Annotated in this window: 21 protein-coding genes and 2 pseudogenes; 19 read left to right on the forward strand and 4 right to left on the reverse strand. The window is 45.7% G+C overall.

Annotated elements, in window-relative coordinates; translation table 11 throughout:
• Positions 1–288: 288 nt before the first annotated feature.
• The gene (locus IAE55_RS11295) at positions 289–699 is read right to left on the reverse strand and encodes a hypothetical protein (protein WP_234489441.1); all 411 of its coding nucleotides are present in this window, start codon (positions 697–699) and stop codon (positions 289–291) included.
• A 202-nt stretch (positions 700–901) separates the two neighbouring features.
• Between IAE55_RS11295 and IAE55_RS11300 the strand changes: the two genes are divergently transcribed.
• The 16 genes from IAE55_RS11300 (at position 902) to IAE55_RS11375 (ending at position 17,357) form a co-directional block, all read left to right on the forward strand.
• The gene (locus IAE55_RS11300; protein ID WP_145159570.1) at positions 902–1,657 is read left to right on the forward strand and encodes a hypothetical protein; all 756 of its coding nucleotides are present in this window, start codon (positions 902–904) and stop codon (positions 1,655–1,657) included.
• Positions 1,658–1,880: 223 nt separating this feature from the next.
• Positions 1,881–2,498: a copper amine oxidase N-terminal domain-containing protein gene (locus IAE55_RS11305; protein ID WP_145159568.1), complete on the forward strand. Its 618-nt coding sequence runs from the start codon at positions 1,881–1,883 to the stop codon at positions 2,496–2,498.
• Between the two features lie 28 nt (positions 2,499–2,526).
• Positions 2,527–2,808 (forward strand): hypothetical protein, encoded by a 282-nt coding sequence (locus IAE55_RS11310; RefSeq protein ID WP_186381940.1) that lies wholly within the window; start codon positions 2,527–2,529, stop codon positions 2,806–2,808.
• 121 nt (positions 2,809–2,929) lie between these two features.
• Positions 2,930–3,643, forward strand: coding sequence for a hypothetical protein (locus tag IAE55_RS11315; RefSeq protein WP_145159564.1), 714 nt, complete (start codon positions 2,930–2,932; stop codon positions 3,641–3,643).
• Between the two features lie 315 nt (positions 3,644–3,958).
• Positions 3,959–5,011 carry a restriction endonuclease gene (locus IAE55_RS11320; RefSeq protein ID WP_145159563.1) on the forward strand — a complete coding sequence of 351 codons (1,053 nt, stop codon included), beginning with the start codon at positions 3,959–3,961 and terminating at the stop codon, positions 5,009–5,011.
• A 282-nt stretch (positions 5,012–5,293) separates the two neighbouring features.
• Complete coding sequence (locus IAE55_RS11325) at positions 5,294–6,094, forward strand: DUF427 domain-containing protein (protein WP_145159561.1); 801 nt, start codon at positions 5,294–5,296, stop codon at positions 6,092–6,094.
• Positions 6,095–6,336: 242 nt separating this feature from the next.
• Positions 6,337–7,092, forward strand: coding sequence for an IclR family transcriptional regulator (locus tag IAE55_RS11330; RefSeq protein ID WP_145159559.1), 756 nt, complete (start codon positions 6,337–6,339; stop codon positions 7,090–7,092).
• Positions 7,093–7,393: 301 nt separating this feature from the next.
• The gene (locus IAE55_RS11335; protein ID WP_145159558.1) at positions 7,394–8,149 is read left to right on the forward strand and encodes an ABC transporter ATP-binding protein; all 756 of its coding nucleotides are present in this window, start codon (positions 7,394–7,396) and stop codon (positions 8,147–8,149) included.
• A gap of 34 nt (positions 8,150–8,183) precedes the next feature.
• Positions 8,184–8,834, forward strand: coding sequence for an ABC transporter permease (locus IAE55_RS11340; protein ID WP_145159556.1), 651 nt, complete (start codon positions 8,184–8,186; stop codon positions 8,832–8,834).
• A 24-nt stretch (positions 8,835–8,858) separates the two neighbouring features.
• A complete protein-coding gene (locus IAE55_RS11345) occupies positions 8,859–9,806 on the forward strand; it encodes an ABC transporter substrate-binding protein (protein ID WP_145159554.1) in 948 nt (315 codons plus the stop codon).
• A gap of 26 nt (positions 9,807–9,832) precedes the next feature.
• A complete protein-coding gene (locus tag IAE55_RS11350) occupies positions 9,833–11,200 on the forward strand; it encodes an LLM class flavin-dependent oxidoreductase (protein WP_234489442.1) in 1,368 nt (455 codons plus the stop codon).
• A gap of 34 nt (positions 11,201–11,234) precedes the next feature.
• Entirely contained in the window at positions 11,235–12,917 is a 1,683-nt protein-coding gene (locus IAE55_RS11355) for a urocanate hydratase (protein ID WP_200632158.1), read from the forward strand.
• The gene (locus IAE55_RS11360; RefSeq protein ID WP_145159552.1) at positions 12,910–14,025 is read left to right on the forward strand and encodes a DUF917 domain-containing protein; all 1,116 of its coding nucleotides are present in this window, start codon (positions 12,910–12,912) and stop codon (positions 14,023–14,025) included. The genes IAE55_RS11355 and IAE55_RS11360 overlap by 8 nt, the downstream gene beginning before the upstream one ends.
• The gene (locus tag IAE55_RS11365; protein WP_145159551.1) at positions 14,018–15,574 is read left to right on the forward strand and encodes an HAL/PAL/TAL family ammonia-lyase; all 1,557 of its coding nucleotides are present in this window, start codon (positions 14,018–14,020) and stop codon (positions 15,572–15,574) included. Before IAE55_RS11360 ends, IAE55_RS11365 begins: the two co-directional genes overlap by 8 nt.
• A gap of 13 nt (positions 15,575–15,587) precedes the next feature.
• Positions 15,588–16,406, forward strand: coding sequence for a DUF427 domain-containing protein (locus IAE55_RS11370; RefSeq protein WP_186381939.1), 819 nt, complete (start codon positions 15,588–15,590; stop codon positions 16,404–16,406).
• 39 nt (positions 16,407–16,445) lie between these two features.
• The gene (locus tag IAE55_RS11375; protein ID WP_145159547.1) at positions 16,446–17,357 is read left to right on the forward strand and encodes a DMT family transporter; all 912 of its coding nucleotides are present in this window, start codon (positions 16,446–16,448) and stop codon (positions 17,355–17,357) included.
• 150 nt (positions 17,358–17,507) lie between these two features.
• On the opposite strand, the gene IAE55_RS34350 is transcribed toward IAE55_RS11375, so the two are convergent.
• Positions 17,508–17,642, reverse strand: a complete 135-nt coding sequence (locus IAE55_RS34350; protein ID WP_442793330.1) for a putative holin-like toxin — start codon at positions 17,640–17,642, stop codon at positions 17,508–17,510.
• On the opposite strand from IAE55_RS34350, the pseudogene IAE55_RS33770 reads away from it, so the two are divergent.
• Positions 17,580–17,732 (forward strand): annotated as a pseudogene (locus IAE55_RS33770) (SAF domain-containing protein); the annotation flags it as partial. The gene IAE55_RS34350 and the pseudogene IAE55_RS33770 sit on opposite strands and share 63 nt — an antisense overlap.
• Positions 17,733–18,863: 1,131 nt before the next feature.
• The gene (locus IAE55_RS11380; RefSeq protein WP_186381938.1) at positions 18,864–19,034 is read left to right on the forward strand and encodes a hypothetical protein; all 171 of its coding nucleotides are present in this window, start codon (positions 18,864–18,866) and stop codon (positions 19,032–19,034) included.
• 86 nt (positions 19,035–19,120) lie between these two features.
• Here IAE55_RS11380 and IAE55_RS11385 read toward each other — a convergent pair whose 3' ends face one another.
• Positions 19,121–19,567, reverse strand: a complete 447-nt coding sequence (locus IAE55_RS11385; protein ID WP_145159544.1) for a hypothetical protein — start codon at positions 19,565–19,567, stop codon at positions 19,121–19,123.
• A gap of 996 nt (positions 19,568–20,563) precedes the next feature.
• Positions 20,564–21,202 (reverse strand): hypothetical protein, encoded by a 639-nt coding sequence (locus tag IAE55_RS11390; protein WP_145159542.1) that lies wholly within the window; start codon positions 21,200–21,202, stop codon positions 20,564–20,566.
• A gap of 282 nt (positions 21,203–21,484) precedes the next feature.
• Here IAE55_RS11390 and IAE55_RS11395 point away from each other — a divergent pair.
• Positions 21,485–21,640: pseudogene (locus tag IAE55_RS11395) on the forward strand (IS110 family transposase); the annotation flags it as partial.
• Positions 21,641–21,865 lie beyond the last annotated feature (225 nt).

Raw genomic sequence — 21,865 nt, forward strand, 5'->3', positions numbered from 1 at the left:
TAATGCCGCGTTCTACGCGGCATTTTACATTTAACGGAATTAAGAACGAGATGTTATTAAGGAGGATGTGCATTTCCTGTCTCAGCATTTCAAGTATATATTCGTCTGAACAATAATGAATGGAGCAGGGTACTAGTGGTGGCCTGCTCCTGATCGTTAAAAAACAGTATAGCTTTGGAATTGGGATATTTGGTTTACGGTCAAGCTTTCACGCTAACATGCTGAATTCCAGGGATCAGGTACGGCTGATTAGAGTTGCACTGGATTGAGACACCGATTAAAGTTCATTTATATAAAACTAGGAATCAAGATTTCTTTACCGCCATTCATAGCAGACTCGTGGGCACAAATGCCGGCTGCGGTCCAATTCGCGGCCTTAATGGTATCGATCCATGGTTTACATTTTTCTACAATACTTCGTACAAATTCATGTACCAAATGTGGATGCGAACCGTGATGACCATTTCCTTGAAGTACAGATTGATGAGGATTGTTTGGGTCCAGATCAGCCTGATGCATGATATAATAGGCCAATTCCGGCGGAAGTAAATCCGGTCTTAAAGGGGGTGTGACACGCTCAGAGGTGATATTTCGCCCCCTTTTCTCCTCTAATGGTCCCATTCGGAATAAAACTTGCGGTTCATCCTCCATGTGCCATTCCATCGATGCTTCTTCTCCATAAATATTAAAGCTTTCCATATACCCTCTCGCAGTGTGGAACAAGGAACGGGTTACCTCAGCACATTAAATTATCTTGATTTAATTGGAAAATAGCGGTTTCCACCGGATATGGATTGCTATACTATCCCATTTCGAGATTGCAGCCTCATATCCCTGTCGGATTATATGGTAGAATTCATTGTTAAAATTAAATCATTTTATGAGGGGGTAGTGGGAATAAGTGTATTTAAGATTAGGTAAGTTTATATTAGGTATTATTCTTCTGCTAAGTTTAAGTGCCTGCAGCAGCAAAAATCCTAGTGACGAATATACTTCCAAGTTAGAGTACAAAAATGAGACGTATTACACTTTATTCCACAAAAACGGGTTATTCAAAAAAAGTGGCACTTCAGAAACCACAATAACCGATGAGAAGGTCAGTAATTTCTTTATCTATAATGATCATATTTTTTATCTTCTGGATGATCCTAGTTCCATCCAAGTTGTGGGATTGAACGGAGAAGATCCACAAAGAGTTTTTCAAGGTGAAGGGCATATTTCTTTTGATGACTATTCCGCAAACCAACTTTTATTTTTATACAGTAATACGATGCCTAATAGTACAACAGTATATAAGCTTGATTTGAATACTTTCGAGCCAACAACTGTGTATTCTACCTCAGGATTTTACCTTCGCGCAAAACAATACAATAATAAATTGTTTATTTCATCAGATAAGGACGAGACTTTTGAGGTCGAAGATGGATATGCAAAAAAGCTATTTAATGGGGTCGTTTCATTCGTGCTAAACGATCAGATCTACGTTAGTTTTCTAGGCATCTTTGATAAAGAGGATCAACATGAATACGGAGTTTTTAATTTAGATGGCTCAGGAAAGAAGTACATAAGTGAAGAACAGTATGACTCCAAAAGAAAAGAGTATCTTAACAAGTTGGCAGATGACGGAATTATCACAGACGTTCTAACTCAATGGTGACAATATATTGTGACAACATCAAGAGAACGTTATGTTGTTGGTAATCGACTATAGCGAATACAGGAAGCACCTGTAGATAGCCACAAGGCTGTTTATTGGTACTTCCTGTTTTTGTTTCCAATCAAATCAATCCAAGATTTACTGGTATCTTCAAATAATTCCCTATTTGAATGGAGTATGCTATCATGAGTAGGTAAATACTACTATAAGGGGTTGTTTGGCTATGAAAAAGAGAGCGCTTACTGGTACTCTGGCATTAATATTAGTGTTATCAAGCGCATCAATAGTTTCAGCGCATCCAGGTAGAACAGATGCTAATGGAGGCCATACATGCTGGACGAATTGTTCCAAGTGGGGATTGGAATATGGAGAGTATCACTACCACAATGGAGGAAGCTCTTCCTCGGGAAGTTCATCGTCTTCCAACACAAGTAAAAACAGTTCATCTTCAAAAAGCTCTACACGCAAATCAGCAGTCCCTACATACAAAGCCTCTGGACTTAAGGTGTATATAAACGGTCAAAAGATCAGCTTTAACAGTGAACCGGTAATTTACCAAAACACAAACCTTGTTCCTTTGCGTGAGATTGCTGAAGGTTTAGGGGCCACAATTACATACGACAAAGATACTGGAACAATTGGGGTCTCTAAAAAGAATCACAAGATCACTTTAACTATTGGAAGCAAAACTGTATTTTACAACGGTACATCCGAAACAGCTAGTGCGGCCCCTAAAGTGATTAAGGGTGTTACATATGTTCCAGCACAAGTTTTTGCCAGAGGTTTAGGAGCGGGGATTGAGTATAGCTCTAGCAGCAATTCACTCAAAATTTCAATTTAATTTTTATTTACTGGAAAGGGACATAAAAATGAAAAAGTTACTCTTATCTTTGACTGCAGTGATTGGTTTAATGTCTAGTTATACCGTAGCAGTCCCTCAAGAAACAACAGTATTTGCAGCAAGTAGTAAGGCCGAGAAACTTAATTATTATAACAAGCAAATTGCGAAACTTAAGGTTCAATTGAATCATCTAGAATCTCAGGAATCTTTATATGCTAAAAGTTCGGAAAAATACCGAGCTGTTCTAGATAAGGAAATAGCAATTCTAAACGAATTAAAATATTATTACGATTTAATTATTAAATTATAATTCACGGCCATCAAATTGGCTGGCTCTTTTAGAGCCGGCCAACTAAAGCAGGCCTGATACGCTTGTATTAAATTTTATAGCGGAAAATACAGAGGTAATTGGGTTGGAAAGGGAGACGTTTATGTTAAAAAGGTGGATTAAAAAGCCCATATTTTGGGTATTCATCTTGATTTTATTTATAATAGGAACAGTAAATGATCTTTTCTCGGATGATTCATCAAATGATACTCAATCAACCCCAGCTCTGGTGAGTTCCACTACCGCAGTTTCCATTGGGACATCTTCAAATTCTGATGTGATTGAAGCGTCAGATCAAAATAACGAAGAGCCAACAAACTCTTCGCAGGACTTATTCTATGATTTATTTACCACCTCCACATCCCTCCACGTTGGAGATAGGTTGGATTACTTCACCCAATACCTAGGAGATAACTATGAAAAAATTTCTTCAGATTGGACTCTTCTATATGAAAACACGGTTAACCTTAGAGATGCTGGTAGTTATGTAGAAGAGATAATTATTTATCCGCAACAATCTACTGGTAAATTTAGAGAACTTACCGTGGATGATTATGTGGATTTGTCTAAACAATACCTCCCAGTCGATGCTATATTTGCTTCTAAAGATTTGTTGGGACCTGGTAGGCTTTCGGATGATCCAAATGAGAAGACAGTGATTTTGAAGTATACCAGTGAAGGGATAAAACAAAGAGCAACAGATCTCTATCGTTATGACAAAATGCTTTTTGAGCGTGGGAAAGTAGCGATAAAGATAATATATAGCGAGGACATTGTAACGACCGTTAGTATCGCGGTATCTGATTGGAAAGATTAGAGTAAAAAGGGATTTACTTTGTTCTGACCAGGATGGATCCAGAACTGAGCGTGAGATTACTGAAGGTTTAGTACCTACGATTGAGTATAGCTCAAGCAGTAACCACTCAAAATTTGAATTTAATAATTATTTACTGGAAAGGGAGAGACCATAGGGCTCTCCCAATTTCATGGCGTTTGGGTATTCGATCCTTTAGAAACAAAACGCGACTTCCAGGTGTGCCGAGCCGTGCGAGACAATGCTCAAATTACGCCAATCGATTTGTTGTCATGCAGTATAGAAAATCAAAACCAAATGAACATATAGGGTGAAGAAATGACTTTGTTTGAGAACATGAACGGTTTAGATTTTGAAAAGTTAATCTATAACCTGTTTGTTAAACTTGGATTTAGAGCTCAAATCACAAAAGCAAGCGGCGATGGCGGAATCGATATTATAGCGAACTATGATGGTTTACTATTTAAAGGTAAATATTTGATTCAATGTAAGAGGTGGAAAGGGAAAGTAGGCGAACCAGAAATAAGAGATTTATACGGTACTGTAATATCGGAAAATGCATTAAAAGGTATCCTGGTCACAACAAGTTCTTTTACAAGGCAAGCAGAAGAATTTAGCAAAGGTAAAAATCTTGAGTTAATCGATGGAGCAAAATTAAAGGAACTGCTTAATGCTTCTGAAATGAGTATCTCAATGAACAATAATACAATTATCAGTGCAGAGACAAACGGATTCATGCAATCGCCTTTATTTGATTCAGAAAAATATATCCTATTAACGAATCGAATTAACAATGACCCAACAATAGAGATGCCACATACAGCTTTAATCGATCTGCTTCTGTCTAGCGTTCTCGCTTTCGGAGTAGATTCTCGTGCAAATGGATTAATAAATGAAGCTATTTCTAGGATAAACGCACATCAGAAGATTTTCGCGTCAGGTAAAACAAAGGTTATGAAGGAAAAGAGTGTTGAGTCATATTTTAACTTAGCAATAATGGAGCTCGCCAATGGAAACTATGGAAAATCTTATGAATATCTCTTAAAAAGCGAGGGACAAGTGTTTAAAATATTACGTTGTCACATTGCAATAGCGTATATTCTAGATTTTCACAATGAAATTGTTAATTTGATGAAACAAGCTATAAAAGGCTTTCTTCTAAAAGATGGTGGCACTAGATATTCTCGTGATCTTAGAGATGTTTGCACTAAGATAATTAATGGAGAAAAGAAAATGTACGAATTTGAGATAGAATATCCTAATTCGGATTTATTTAGTCTTAAAGACTTTTTTAATAAGTTTCCAATTTCAACTAAAGAAAAGGAAAAGCACATGGCTTATGTGAAGAGTTTTGGCAAAGTTGACGAATAGGAATCAGCGTAGGAAAGCTGTACTCAATTGATTGTGCGCACAGATGAGATTACCAAGAACCCCTTTGTATATAGAGTCAAAAAGCCACTGCCATCATAGCAGCGGCTTTTTTAATGCGTTATATTGGTTGTTACCCCTTCAACCGGATAGTCGTTCTTATAAATCAAAAAAATCTATAAATCACACGTAAGCAATGGATTGAATTTCCATATACCAGATGATATTATCTTTCTGTGATAATTATTTACTTAATATTGATATTTTAATGGAGGAGGCGGTTTTTTGGGTACAGTAAAAAATATTAAAATCGACGTCAACCCTCGCCGGGTTCATGTCAAATTTGGCGGCGAGACCATCGCCGACAGCAAGAGAGTGTTAACGCTGCATGAGCGAGGGCATTTGCCAGTCTATTATTTCCCGCTCGAAGATGTGCGAACTGACTTGCTGGTACCAACTGAACATTCCACCTACTGCCCGCTGAAAGGTGAGGCTTCCTATTGGACGATCCAGGTCAATGGCCGGATTTCCGAGAACGCAGTATGGGGCTACCCCAATGCGATCGCGCCCTCCGAAGCCATCCAAGGATATGTTTCCTTTTACTGGGACAAAGTGGATGGATGGTACGAGGAAGAGGAAGAGATCTTCGTTCATGCTAGGGATCCGTATAAACGAGTGGATGCGCTTCAAAGCTCGCGCCACATCCGCGTGCAAATCGACGGAGTGATCGTGGCCGAGAGCCGCCGTCCCGTAATTGTGTTTGAGACCGGGGTTCCAGTGCGGTATTATTTGCCGCAAGAAGATGTCCGGATGGATCTTCTGACGCAAACTGAGTTGCAGACCGGCTGCCCTTATAAAGGAAAAGCCTCATACTGGAAGGCGAACATCAATGGCCAATTTCATGACAACATCGTGTGGAGTTATTTGAATCCGATTCCGGAAATTCCAAAAATCAAAGGCCTCCTCTCCTTTTACAACGAGCGGGTGGAGATATACATTGACGGCGAGCGTGAAGGCGAAGTCAGCTGGTATCGCTCTGCGCTGGACTTTTTTAACGAAAGTGAAGTCAAACCGGCACATGTCTGAGTGATGACCAGACTACTTGTGATATAGGCATTCCATTAATGTTACACAGGACTGACCTGGCATCAGGAGGTCTTTTTTTTATGCAAACTGATCGGGCTAGATTATATACATAAGACTGTGACTTAGGAGCAGCATCCAACAGTGTTGTTTACGGGTAGACGACTCTTCCGCTGTCTGTTTTTTTAGAAAACACTTTCGATATAATGAGGAAAGCAGCTTGGCCATATATAAGGAGGAACGACATGAACGGAACGCAAACGTTAAACAGAGCATTAGACATTTTATTTGCCTTGTCGGAAGCACCAGACACCTTGACAGTTAGTGAAATTGCCGAAAAAGTGTCCATTCCCGAGAGCACGACATACCGTTTTTTGCAAACGCTTGAGCAGAACGGGATCGTAGAGCGGCGCGGCAAAAGCCAAATTGGCCTGGGTCTGCGAATCCTGGATTTGGCCAGGAGATTAAGCCAGCAAATGCATCGCGAGCTGCTGCCGCTTGCGCTACCGATCATGGAGAAATTGACCGCTCAAACGCAGGAGACATCCATATTGTTTGTCCGGACCGGTTTGGACTGTGTTTGCATCCAAAACGTTCGGAGTCAGGCGCTCCTGCAATTCGCCGTGGAAAACGGTCGGGTTCTACCGTTGACCTCGGGGGCATCGGGTAAGTGCATTCTGGCTTACGAAAATGAACGAATTATTCATCGAGTTGCGGACACTTTAGGGACTGAAACCGATAAAGAGGCGCTGCTGATCGAGTTGGAGGAAATTCGGAAGAAGGGCTACAGCATAACCCATGGCGAAGTCGATCCGGATATTTATGCCATAGCGGCGCCTATCCGGGACGCTCATGGACTGATTGTCGCCAGCCTGTCTACATGCGGTCCTTATTTCCGTAGCAATCCGATTTATGACCAGCGGATTATAAGCCTAACTCTCGATGCAGCATCGCAGTTGTCACGACGTTTAGGGAACGACATTGATTATGAATTCCGATAAGAACACTAGCAAATTCCCGTTGACACCTTTCATTGTTCATATTAGTATTAAATTACAGTATTTAATTATCACAATGTAATAATACAGAGACTGACCGGTCGTATGGAGGTCTCATTTTCCGTAAGGAAAATGAGGCCTTTTTTGTTGATGAAAGGAGGATGACGTCATAGCATAAAGACCCAGCAAGAAGACAGAGTTCTGTGCTGGCTTGGAACAAAAGCTGGGTAGTGATAGGCCATTATATCCATTAATCTGACTAAGTACATATGTTTAGTCGACTTAATGAAAGGAAGGAATGACGATGAGTCAAGCAGCAGCGGTTGAATTCAAACAAGTAACCAAAAACTACGGTTCCGGAAATGTTCTCGAACGCTTTGACCTGATCATTCCCGCAGGCAGGATCGTGACAATTATCGGTCCTTCCGGCTGCGGCAAAACGACGCTATTAAAAATGGTCAATCGGTTGATCGAGCCCGAATCTGGCACCGTTCTAGTGGAAGGGGAGGACGTTGCAACTGTGGATCCGGTCACGCTTAGACGCAACATTGGTTATGTGATCCAGCAAATAGGGCTGTTTCCACACATGACGATCGGGCAGAACATTTCCATCGTTCCCAGGCTTAAGGGAGAAAAGAAGCAGGACTTGACCGCCCGTATCAGTGAATTGCTGGAGCTGATCGGCCTAGATCCAGCCCAGTTCAGAAACCGGTATCCGCATGAACTGAGCGGAGGGCAGCAGCAGCGGATTGGGGTTGCTCGGGCACTTGCCGCGAATCCATCCATCATTCTAATGGATGAGCCTTTCAGTGCCTTGGATCCGATCAGCCGCGTTCAGCTGCAGAAGGAACTGATCAACCTGAACCAGCGCGTTCGAAAGACTATTATTTTTGTAACGCATGACATTGATGAGGCGCTAAAAATTGCCGATCTGGTGGTGTTATTGAAAGAGGGGCGAATCATTCAGACAGGCACGCCGGAACAACTTCTGGAACATCCGTCTGAACCCTATGTGCTGGAGTTTCTTGGTCCGGAGCGGTTCAGCCAATACAGCATTTAATGATTCTTCAGCTTGATGAAAGGAGGTTACTACCATGGATCAAGTATGGAACACGCTTGCCGCCGATTGGCCGCTCATTATTCAAAAAACGGGAGAACATATCAGGCTGTCGCTCATCTCGGTGCTGATTGCCTGTGTGCTTGCCGTCCCGGCAGGCATCGTGCTTACGGCATACCGCAAACTTGCGAACACCGTGATCACGATTGTATCGGTCATCCAGACCATTCCGAGCTTAGCGTTGTTTGGCTTTATGATTCCGCTTGTCGGGATAGGAACCAAACCCGCCATCATCGCACTCACGCTGTACTCGCTGCTTCCTATTTTACAGAACACGTTTGTGGGCATCAGCGGTGTAAACCCGTCGCTGATCGAAGCAGGAACGGGGATGGGGATGACCCGTTGGCAAATGTTGTGGATGGTTCAGCTGCCCATTGCACGAGGAGTCATCATGGCAGGGGTGCGCCTGGTTGCGGTACAGACGATCAGTCTGGCGACCATCGCCACGTATATTGCAGCCGGCGGGCTTGGGGATATTATCACGCGCGGCATTTCTATGATCAATACAACCACGATTATGGAGGGCGCCATTCCTGTATCCCTGCTTGTCATTGTGATCAATGTGCTGCTGCTTGGTCTGAACCGAGCGCTAACACCAAAAGGTCTTCGGCAAACGACCAAATTATAGAAACAAAGGAGAGGGGAAATAACCATGAGAACTAATGAGTTGCGGGCCACCTCCATCCGAAGCGGCTGGCGGAAAGGAATGGCGGTTGGAATGCTTGCGCTGGTCATGATGCTCGCCGTGGCGGGCTGCGGCAAATCGGAAGGAGCATCCTCTCAGGGGGCGGATACTATCACCATCGCGACTAAAGGATTCGCCGAATCGGATATTCTGGCCAATGCCATCAAGCTTCTGATCGAGGACAACACCAAGTTGAAGACGAAAGTGACCACACTGGACAACAATCTGTTGTGGAAAGCGATCGATACCGGGGAAGTCGACACCTATGTGGAGTATACGGGCACAGCGCTGCTCAACATTTTAAAGGAAAAGCCTGTTTATGATCCACAGCAGGCCTACGAAATCGTGAAGAAAGAGCTGAAGGAGAAGCATCGGATCGACGTGCTGGATCAAATCGGATTTAACGATACATACGCTTTGGTTCTTCAGAAGGAAGCCGCGGAGAAATGGAATATCAAGACTACATCCGAAATGTCGGAACATGCTGGGGATCTCGTGTTCGGAACCAGCCAGGAATTTCTGAAAAGGGAAGATACTTGGCCGTTGGTGGAAAATGTGTACAATCCAAAATTCAAGGAAATCAAGACGATTCAGAATAACTCGCTTGGTTACCAAGCCATTGAGCAGGGCATTATCGACGTCACCGCCGTCTACACAACGGACAGCAAAATTCTGACGGCCAATTTCATCGTGCTGGACGACGATATGCATGTGTTTGTGCCTTACTTCGCAGTACCTGTTGTCCGGGAAGAAACGCTAAGCAAGCACCCGGAGCTGAAGGATATTATCAATAAGTTATCCGGTACAATCGATGATGCTGAAATGCAGAAGCTGAACGGCGAAGTCGAGCAGAAAAAGCGCCCTGCGCTCGATGTCGCCAAGGAATGGCTGCAGGGTGAAGGGTTGCTGAAATAACAAAAAGATAATGAGGAGGTAGAACCATGTCCGACAAGACGAAAGGGGAGCGCCAAATGGCGCTTGGAGCGATGATGTATTTTCCGGCAGGGGAGCATATTTCCAGCTGGCGGCATCCGGAAGCAAATGCTGAGGGGCTTATGGATTTGAATTACTACAAGCATATCGTTCAAACCGCGGAGCGGGGCAAATTCGATATGTTCTTCTATGCCGATGAACTCTATGTGTGGGACCGGTTCGATTCAGGAATTGAGCAGTCGAACAGCATCCGCCCCGAACCGTTCACCCTGCTGTCAGCACTGGCGGCGGTAACCGACCGGATTGGCTTGGCAGCTACCGTATCAACGACATACAACGAGCCATACCATATTGCGCGTAAGCTGGCGACACTTGATCATCTCAGCGGAGGACGAGCAGGCTGGAATATCGTGACCTCGCAAACGAATGAAGAGGCGCGCAATTTCGGGAAAGATGAGCATCCTCAGCATGCCGACCGATATGGCCGAGCAGGGGAATTCGTTCAGGTAACACAGGGATTGTGGGACAGCTGGGATGACAATGCCCTGCTGTTTGACAAGGAGAAAGGGCGTTTTGCGGACCCTGATAAGCTGCACACGCTGAATTATCAATCGGAGCAATTCAAAGTAAGGGGTCCGTTGAACGTTTCTCGGCCACCCCAGGGCTATCCCGTGCTCATACAAGCCGGTGCCTCGGAGGCGGGGAAAGAACTGGCTGCCGCCTCAGCCGAAGTGGTATTTGCTCCGGGTTCAGCGTTCGGCCCGTTTGGATCGGTTGAAGACGGGAAAGCGCTCTATGATGACATCAAGGGGCGTATGGCGAAATACGGCAGGTCTCCGGACGATTTAAAAATATTGCCCGGCGTTCTGCCGATCATCGGGCGCGCGGAGGAGGAAGCCAAAGAAAGACTGGCTATCGTCGAGGAGCTTACGCCGGAACGTCTTGGCCTGGACCTTCTGTCGCATTATCTGGGACGTGACGTTTCAAATTTACCACTGGATGAGCCGCTTCCTTTTGTCCCCCAAATGGATGGATTCAATCAAAGCAAGAGTAACTTAGCGCGAATTCTGCAGCTTCTCGAGAGGGAACCGTTGACTATCCGGGAGTTGTATAAACGGGTAAATTCAAGAGGAATTGCCGGTACGCCTGTTCAGATCGCCGATCAGTTGGAAGCATGGTTCCTTGCCGGAGCAGCCGATGGTTTCAATGTGATGTTCCCTCATTTACCTGGAGGGATTGACGACTTCGTGGACATGGTCGTACCGGAACTGCAGCGCAGGGGACTATTCAGGCAAGAATATGCCGGAACGACGCTGCGTGAGCATCTTGGTTTAGAACGGCCGCAGAGCCGCTACGCTAAGGTTCAATCCTATTGACTCTCACTACTATCGAGAAAAAGAGGTGATTCATTTGACGGTTCATACGAATGGCGAGCGTCTGCTGGCTGCACGGGGACCAGAACTGAGATGCAAGGGGTGGCGCCAGGAGGCGCTGCTCCGTATGCTCGAAAACGTTCTTGAGAATGGTGAAAATCCCAAAGAACTGATCGTTTACGCTTCCCTCGGAAAAGCGGCACGAAACTGGCCTGCCTACCACGCCATTGTCGATACCTTAAAGCAGTTGGAAGAAGACGAAACATTGGTCATTCAGTCCGGCAAGCCGATCGGGGTGTTTAAAACGCATAAGCGTGCCCCCTTGGTCATCATGGCGAACTGTAATTTGGTTGGCCGCTGGGCAACCAGCGAGCATTTCTATGACCTCCAAGAGAAGGGTTTGATTATTTGGGGAGGGCTCACGGCTGCTGCCTGGCAGTACATCGGCTCACAGGGTGTCATCCAAGGCACTTACGAAATCTTCCAAAGCATTGCCAGGAAGCATTTTGATGGCAGTTTGCGCGGTAAATGGATTCTGACCGCGGGTCTAGGCGGAATGGGCGGTGCCCAGCCGCTTGCTGGAACGATGGCGAATGCGATAATTCTCTGCGTGGAAGTTTCCGAGGATCGAATCGATAAACGGCTTGCAAGTGGATACTTGCAGCGGAAGACGGCCGATTTGGATGAAGCGCTTGCCTGGGTGCATCAAGCGAAGGTGTCAGAAGAGAGCATCTCAATCGGATTGTTAGGCAACGCTTCGGAGGTCTATCCCGAGCTACTACGCCGAGGAATACTTCCGGACATTGTGACGGACCAAACATCGGCACACGACCTGCTGTACGGGTACATTCCTGCAGGTTATACACCCGGTACGGCTGCTGAGCAGCGAGTGGCGGATCCGGCTAAGCTCCAGGAAGACGCTGGAGCTTCCATCGCTCAGGAGGTCCTCGCCATGCTGGCATTTAAAGCGCAGGGGGTCATTGTTTTCGATAATGGCAACAACATTCGTACCCAGGCAAAACGATATGGCGTGGATAACGCGTTTGATATCGATATTTTCACGGAGGCTTTTCTCCGCCCATTGTTTGCCCGGGCGATCGGTCCTTTCCGCTGGATTGCCCTTAGCGGTAAACCAGAGGACATCTCCCTTATCGACGAGCATATTTTAGAGGCCTTCAGCGATCATGATATCGCGACGAACTGGATCCGTCTGGCACGAAAATATGTTCCAGTCGAAGGGCTGCCCGCCCGCATCGGCTGGTTTGGCCACGGAGACCGCACACAGCTGGCCCTAGCGGTCAATGCAATGGTCCGTGAAGGCAAACTGTCTGGTCCTGTCGCGTTTTCGCGGGATCATCTGGACGCTGGCGCCATGGCGCACCCCAATATTATGACGGAACGTATGAAGGACGGCAGCGATGCCGTCGCGGATTGGCCGCTGCTCAACGCCATGATGAGCTGCTCTTCGATGGCGGACCTGGTGGCGATCCACTCCGGAGGGGGCGGGTATGCCGGGTATATGACGAGCGCCGGCATTACGGTTGTGGCTGACGGCACGGATGAAGCGGATCAGCGAATCCGTAGCGCGCTCACCAACGATACGACCCTCGGCGTTCTGCGATATGCAGATGCCGGATACGAGGAATCAATCGATGAAATTCAAAACAAAGGCATCCGGCGCATTGCGACGGAGGAATACGGAGGGAACCCATATGCGTGAATTGACTCAAGAAGACGTGATTGCAGCCGTCAAAGGAGGATCCGTCTTTGCTTCGGGCGGCGGCGGCTGGGTGGACCATGGCCTGGAAATCGGCGGGGCCGCCATCGCTTTAGGCCGGCCAAAGCTTGTTTCGATCGACGAGCTGCCGGATGACGCTATCATTCTCACCTGTACGGCCATCGGGGCACCGGCCGGCCGAGATTGGCAGATGCTGGGTAAAGATTACATTAAGGCAGTCCAGCTGGTACAGGAAAAATTCGATGGACAAATCGCTGGCGTAATCACACCGCAGAACGGAATGTCCAGCTCGATCAACGGCTGGCTACCGGCAGCAGCGCTCGGTCTTGTCGTCGTCGATGCGACGGGCGATATCCGGGCGCACCCGACGGGTAAAATGGGCTCGCTTGGACTCGCTTCCCGTACCGACTTCGAAACGATTCAGGCTGTTGCCGGTGGTAAACCTGAAATCGGCACTTATATAGAGCTGGTGACGACAGGTTCGCCAGCCAAAACGTCGAACATCCTGCGGACGGCGTCGGATATGGCTGGCGGTTTTATAGCAGCAGCCCGTCATCCGCTGCCGGCCAGCTACGTAAAAGAGCATGCAGCAATCGGCGGCATTTCCTTAGCGATTGATCTGGGTCGCGCTATCTTAAATGCTGAAGCGCAAGGAGCCGATGCGGAAGGCATCCTGAACGTCATCGAGAAGAAAACGGGGGGAGCTGTCATTGCCCGCGGAACGGTTACACAAAAGAGCGTCCGCTATTCCGGGGCTTTCGACATCGGCACGATCACAGTGGCATCTGAAGATGGAGACACCTACACGCTGCATGTTATGAACGAATATATGGCTGTGGAGGACGAGAAGGGAACCCGGCACAGCACGTTTCCTGATGTCATCACAACATTTTCGCTCGAAACGGGGGCTCCTGTAAGTGTGGGCGATTTGCGGGATGGCCAGTCCATCGGCATCTTTGTTATTGATAAATCCCGAGTTCCGCTCAGCTCAAGCGTGAAAGATCCGAGCGTATATCCGGAAGTCGAGGAGGTGCTTGGCATCGAGTTATATCGGTACGCCTTTCCAACATCGGAGAAAGCCCATGCCTGAAGTCCTCCTATTAGACGGAAAGGGGCTTACCGTCACGGATGTCCATGATGTGGCCCATGACGGAAAACCCGTAGAGATCTCCCCGGCTGCATGGAAACGGATTCAAGCATCCCGCCGCCTGATCTTCGAACTGGCAGAAGAGGATGTACCTGTCTATGGCCTGAACCGCGGCGTAGGGTGGAACAAGGACAGAATCATCGACAAAGCCTTTTTAGAATCGTTCAATCGGAATTTGATCCGCTCGCATGCAGCAGCCGTTGGTCCCGCTGCAACCTTGCCACAGGTGAGGGCAGTCCTGCTAGCCAGGCTAAATACCCTACTGCTTGGCTGCACGGGGGTCGACCCTTCGGTAGTAAGGAGATACGCAGAATTCCTGAATCTTGGCATACATCCGGTTCTGCCGCTTCAGGGTTCTGTCGGCGCAGCGGACATTACGATTCTCTCACATATCGGGCTGGTGATGCTGGGTGAGGGGGAGGCGGAATATAGAGGCAGGAGGGTCTCGGGTGCGGAAGCGCTGAAGTTAGCCGGTCTTGTCCCGCTGCTACTTGGACCCAAAGACGGCTTGGCTATTGTCAGTTCCAATGCATTATCTGCAGGGATGGGGGCGCTTGTACTGTACGAGATCCGCAAACTGCTGGAGCTTGCAGATCTCGTGTACGCCTTGTCGCTCGAAGGTCTGCGCGGAAATGTCAGTCCGCTGGACGAGGGCATCCTGCGGGTGAGACCTTATCCAGGACTACTGGAAAGTGCCGCCCGGGTACGGGAAGCTCTATCGGGAAGTGATCTGTGGGACACTTACAATCCTGATTCCCTTCAGGATCCGCTTAGTTTCCGCAATGCCTGCCATATCCACGGGGCAGCACTCGACAGTTTGAAATTCACGGCGGATTCGCTCGAGCTGCAGTTAAACAGCTCCGACGATAACCCTTGTGTACTGGTGGATGAACGGCGGATTTTGTCCTGTGCCAACTTTGAGCCATTGTCTTGGACACTGGGTTTCGAAATGCTGGGCAGCGCCCTGCATCACGTGTCCAGAAGCTCCTGCTACCGTGTCATCAAACTGGGTACACCGGCATTCACCGGATTGAGCCGCTTTTTAACAGCAGACGACAAGACGTCCATTGGGTACTGTACGGTGCAGAAGACCGTTACCTCGCTTGATGCAGAGATCCGCCATTTGTCCAATCCGGCATCAGCCGATTATTTTGCCTTGGCAGGTGATATAGAAGATCACGCATCGAATGCGCCCTATGTCGTCTCCAAAACGGGTGCCATTCTGGATCGTCTTCGATACATCTTTGGCATCGAAGTCCTGCACGCTGCTCAGGCTATCGATCTGCGCGGGGGAGTAGGCGCAAAGGGACTGCGACTTGGCAGTGCTACCCGCGCTCTTTATGAAGCTTTAAGAAGCCGTGTTCCTTTTCTGGAAAAGGACCGTAATGTAAGCACCGATATAGAAGCCGCATACGAATTGGTGAAGAGCGGGGAACTGCTTCAGGCAGCAAACCAAGGTTCCCTCTCACTAAATCTATCAATCTTACCGTAAAGGGGAAATGTATATGGTCCACCGAGATCCGCAGTGGTCCTTGCGGGATAATGAAAGCAGCGATTGGCAAATCCGCGGAGAAATCAGTCCGCGCTGGATCCGCGTCAAATTCGGAGATACTTACGTGGGCAATAGTAAGCGTGTTCTCGTGATTACCGAAACCGGCAAGCTTCCGGTATACTACTTTCCACTCGAGGATGTTCGCTCTGAACTTCTCATTCGATCGATTCACACGGAGGTTGACCCCCATAAAGGAGAAGCACAGTACTGGCATGTAGATATCGGCGATCGCATCATCGAAAATGCAGCCTGGAGCTATGCTTCGCCGATTGCCGAAAGCACACTGCTAGAAGGCTATATTTCCTTCGTTTGGAGAGAAGCCGATGCCTGGTATGAAGAAGAAGAGGAAGTGTTCGTCCATGCACGGGACCCTTATACCAGAGTTGACGCGATTCCAAGTTCAAGACATGTAAAAATAATCGTCGGCGGTAAAGTCGTGGCAGAAAGCCGGAACGCGGTCGTGCTATTTGAAACAGGCTTAACACCGCGTTACTATTTACCTCCTGCAGATATCCGGTTTGAATACCTGATTCCATCCGATACCGTGACCCGCTGCCCCTACAAAGGAATTGCGTCCTATCACTCCGTAGTGGTCGCTGGGAAACGATATGACGATGTGGTTTGGAGCTACGCAAAGCCGCTGCCGGAGGTGCATGAGATTGCCGAAAGATACAGTTTTTACAATGAACAGGTTGATGCCGTCTATATTGATGGCGAGCGTTGGGAGCTGCAGAGCGGTGATAGGCTGCCTTATAAGAAGATTAAAGGTTGAAATGGTGTATGACTCTGCGGATCAGCAACCGAATCACCGATGACCGCCCGCAACCAGGCCCTAATCGGGTTAACGGGCGTGGCCATTCTTTGGGGGATCAGTTATGTAATCAGCGCTTATCTCTTGAATAAATTTTCTCCCCTGTGTTTATCGTTTGTACGGATGACCCTGACCTGGGCTTGGACACTGATTTTCTTAGGCCGAAAACAGCAGCAAGGGCGCCGTCCAAACCGTCGCGAATGGTTGTTGTTAATCGCCTCGGCGATATTCGGCACACTGATCCAACAGCCTCTATACTTTGTCGGGCTACGACTATCGACAGCCGCGAACGCATCACTAATCTATGCAGCTGCGCCGCTGCTTGCAGTGCTGATGGAAAGGCTGGCATTTAGGTCTCCAGTTACCGCCGCCAAAATGGGCGGAAGTGTCTTGGGATTTGGCGGAGTGGCCATCATTATCATCCTCGGCGGCGGAGAACTTCGGATGTCGGTGGGGAACCTTTTACTAGTAATCGCTGTGCTGGGCCTGACGACCGGTATGATGTTTACTCCTATGCTAGCCCGAACTCTTTCCATCCGTGATATGAACATTTACTCGGGAGGTTTGGGTCTGATCCTGTTGGCTCCCATGGCTAGCTGGGAACTTGGCTTTGGTGATTTTACGCTAGCAGGTGGACTTGGTGCATGGTTGCTGATAATCATTCTTGCCTTAATCACATCAGTTTCGGGGATCTGGTTTACGAAGGGAGTAGCCCTAACGGGTCCGGGGACGGCTGCCATGTTCATGAACCTCCCGCCGATTATTTCGCTGATCACCGGCCATCTTTTTCTTGGTGATCCAGTCTACCAGGGTCAACTTTGGGGCGGAACTTTTGTAATAATGGGTGTCATACTTTCCAATTTTCAATCCAGATCAATGAGGAATACAAAAGAGAAAAAGGTTCCTTTGTAAGTCTACAGATTTCTTAATCCCCTGAACTCAATGAAGTCCTTTTTATAGCATCCTTACTCATGACAACAGCCGCTTTAAAGGAGGTTAGCTAAATATGTAATTAGTCGAGAGATAGACCGCAAACCTTTGCAGAGGGCGGTCTATTTCTTTTTAATGTAGGTAAAGCGCTAGAATGAACATGCCGAACATGAACATTAAGGAAAGCGCGTCAGGAAACGATAGTCCAAATTGAAGAAAAGCGACTTCGTTGACGTTCGAATCAAGTTCCCGACAGGTCAGGATTATATCCTCCTTTCCAAGAAAAAGGTTGAGGACTTGTCCAATAACAGGGTTTGGTACCACATGAATGAAAAAGAAATCCTGTCCATGTCCAGTGAAGGCTATGAGTTGAATAGCTGCAGTATGTGATGTTTGGTGGCCTTTTTAATGTAAAGGAGGTGGAGGTGTCGGGTGACAAAAACATAGTAACATTAGAAGCCGCTGATTATGCGGCTTTTTATATTTATGTTATCAAGTTCTTGTCAAAACACAATGACAAGAACTTGATAACATTCCCGACGGATGACAAGAACATTGTTACATTCCCGATATGATTTCATCGACGGCGGCAGACGCCCTTTTATTAACTAACCGGCAGGAGACACTTACAAAAAAATAAAACCGGCACACTGAACTTTGAGTCCCAATAATCATAAATGATTATCGGGACTTTTTTTATTTTCACATGGGAGGTGAGTGAGGCCGCTACACCATGGTCGGTCTGAAGCAAATTGAAGAAACATTTAATTCGATTGAAAAGAAAATCGAACATATCGATCGGCAGCTGCCAAAGAATATCCCGATAAATCAGAACCGTGTCACTTCCCTGGGCAATACACTAGACAGCTTGGTGTCGGGTAGTTAATCAATCCCTTGCCGTTCAAAATCAAATGATGGCCAGCAAGTTGCAACGTGCGTACTCTCAGGTCAGCACATAGTTAAGGATATATCTCCATCGATTGGAAGATAGCTGAGAGGGATGTAGTGTGCATCAATGCATTGTATTTTCTCTGGAAGATGTTTAAAAGAGCATATAAGCCAAAACCCCTGCCTCTTTTTAAAGGCCGGGGTATTTTATCTAATGGAGATAATTCTTGTAAGCCCATGATTCAGAATGGAGTTCTCAATACGTTTACGGCGTTTGATAATGCCCAATATTGTTTTTCTTATTCGTTTTGGCTGATCACTCGAAATTTGCCGCCAATCAGTTATCGCCTGTTTTTTTACCGGACTTGCTTTCGGCTGAATCGCTAGTTGACGTATCCTTTGATTCGAAATCATCTTCCGTGCTCAATAGCGAATTGATGGTCAATGGTCAGGAAATGGAGGTTTATCGATGAAGGCACCAATGGATTTCTGCCCGTTTTGAGGGGGCGAGATGTTGGGTTGCCTGCGTGGTTAGCAGATCCTGCGGCCAGAGCCATTGTCTTCTTTCTGCTGTAAAAACGAACATTAGGAGGCCTAAACGTGTATTTACTAGCACTGATTATACTTATTATTACAGGTTTAGTATCCATCGTTGATATTATTAAGGATTTAGGAGAAAGCGTCAGTTTGTTGGTTAAAACTTCACAGGCTTTATTTTTCTTGTCATTGTTATTTTTCGTAATAAAAAGTAGTGTGAAGAAGAAAGATTAAGCACATATCATTACGGTTCACTATAAGTAAGCGGCTGTTTCGGTATTTTTCCGAAACAGCCGCTTTTATGTGGCCCTATATATCGTCTACAATTTAAATAATCCTTTTATAGATTCATCGTTAAAATCATTTCTGATTTTATAATTATTGGTTCCACCTTTTTTTGCTGTCACATCCGATATTGTCATCGTATTATTATTCCGAATCGTGATTCTGAACTTAGGAGTTCCATTTTCATCTGATGTAATAACATAAAACGGTAACGGTTGATCAGAGTTTATGTCATTTGATTTTTTAAGTTTAACCTCAGAAAGATCATTCATAATTTTTTTTATTTCGTTTTGATCCGTTACGTTGACTTCTTGGACGTCAGCTGATGTATATTTCTCAACTCGGAGCGTAGTGATTTGATCAACATTCATATGATCTAATACCACTTTTTGGAATGAGGTATTTAGATTCGTTAGATAAATGCCTCCAGCAATAATGATTACGACAATTAGTATTAGTGAGATAATGGTGCTTTTTTTCATAATCGACACATCCTCTATTTCTTGTGATTTGTTACTTTGACTGCGATGCTGCGACCTCCTTTTAGTACATAAATAAAAGCGTATAGAACCATATAATCTTCTATATTTTTCTATTATAACAAGTATCATCTTAAATGAACGGGTTGACTTGCAGTAAGATAATGAAGTCATAAGATCAGTGATTATACAAATGTTATCTAATTATTTTTTAACCTTCAGAATAGAATCCTCGGATCGTCCTAGCAGGCCTGAATTGTGCCGGTCAGTGGGTGGTTTCTCATCCGTGGAATTGCACCGGATTGACCAGCATTCGGAGCTGTGATAACTTGATTTCAAGAGAACGTTTGTGCGTGTATATTTCGAGGTGAGAAGTTATGAATAAACCTAGACCTATCTCAGCAGAGGATAACGCCCTAGTAAAGCGGTATTTGATTGTTCCCATGATCCTAGATGCGTTTGAACGCGATAAGCAGATGATCCTGGGTGGCTTTTTCAAGTCTCCTACGTTATATGCTGATTTGATCGGTAATTCGGATCCCGCAGCAGACCACCCACGAAACGTCCAAGCGACCCGGGAATAGCGCCGGTTCCATTGGACGTTTTGCGCTATAAGGAAGCGATCTTCCAGATCGCCTGGATATTTGGCGCACTGTGGGTACCCGGTGCAAGGAAGCCTTTCGCATAAAGTAAGCCGGCATGCGGTTGGTTGAGGCGGAGAGAGAGTTAACCAGGATCAGTTTACAAAGGAGGTGAGAAGTGAAAGAACTAACGTCCATAAACGCTTGAATTTAAATTACGTGAAATTTAATTTTGACGTAATTTATTATCTAGGTTATCAAGGCGTTCATGTATCCAATCAGGTTCGTGTTGGATGACAAGAACTTGATAACATTTCCACGATCCCGCACTCAGCCGGTTATATTAATAAAAAACAGCAGCTGATCTAAACCGATCGCTGCTGTTTTTATTAGCTAACGTTCCCGTTAGTTTAATGCGTTAGGGGTTTGTTGTTCTTAGAAAATTAATCATAAAATCATACAGGTGTAGAGTGTTTTCTTTCGATAGTCTTGGTGAAATTAGGATTTGATTTCTAATGTTGAGTAAATTCCCATCTATGGTTTCTGCCTTGTATATCCCCGCGAAGTTATGTACGAAAGCATTGAGTGCTGTAAAATATTTAATCTGTGGTTCCACGAGCTTGAGGTGTTTTTCGAATCCTCCTCTCTTTCTTGTTTTATCCGACTCTTTCTGTTTTCTTAGTTTTGCTTCATCGCTCCATAACACTACGTAACAATGTGGAAAAGATATTTCGTTTAAGATAATCTTTCGTCGGAAATAGTCTGATTCATACTCAAACATTTTTTCGTCAAACCCATAAGTCCTATCATACCAAAGCTTAAACACATCTCCATCCAACAAAACAAATTCATGTTCTTTGCTCTTCTCCAACGCGATTTGCCATCTTTTTATTTGGCACTCAAGATGCCATTCGACAAGTTCAATACCTTTTAAATTAGTTGGACCAAACAGGAAACGAGTTTCTTCCACAATATATGTATCGTATATCTCTGCGAAGGCTTTACAAGTTGTAGACTTCCCGACTGCGCTGGTACCTTCAAGGCAGACAATTGGCATCTAAAGAGCATCTCCCTTGCAACAATAATATGAGGATATTTTACCATAAACTGTCCTTCCCTAAATGTACTTTCACTGCACAAATCTGCCCGTTAGTTGAACAAAGCCAGCCGGTCAAAGTGACCGGCTGGCTTCTTGTTTTTGTTGAGCTATCGTTTCCCGTTAGAATTCCTGTAGAATGAATAATTTGGACTTTGTACAAAAAAGAGCGCCTCTGTAACATGGGAGTTGGAAACGGGTCTACAGCCCTTTTAATCTCACCATCTAGGAGGTCGCTCTACTATGAAGTTTAAAGCTCAAGACAAGCAAAATCAACTCATTGAAAACATTTCCTCATCGCATCTGGTTGTCGGCGTAGATATTGCCCAGGAGACCCATGTCGCTCGTGCGGTCAGTTATCGCGGAATCGCACTGGGATCTCCTTTGGAGTTTGGCAGCTACGACTATCTTCATACTAGGGTCTCCTTAATTTAAATTGGATACAATCTAAACGCATTAAACAAATCAATGGTTGCATGTGCTTCTTCATTCCCTGTACATCTTTCGCTAAGCTAACGGGCAGGATAGTTTAATTTAAACTGAACTTTCTTCTTTATATCTTTAGCTGAAAAGAAGACAAGAACGTATATGATTAAAAAGTAATATTATTAGGGTAGCGGATAA

This window comes from Paenibacillus sp. S28, assembly GCF_016624415.1.
Classification (GTDB): Bacteria; Bacillota; Bacilli; order Paenibacillales; family Paenibacillaceae; genus Paenibacillus_AQ; species Paenibacillus_AQ favisporus.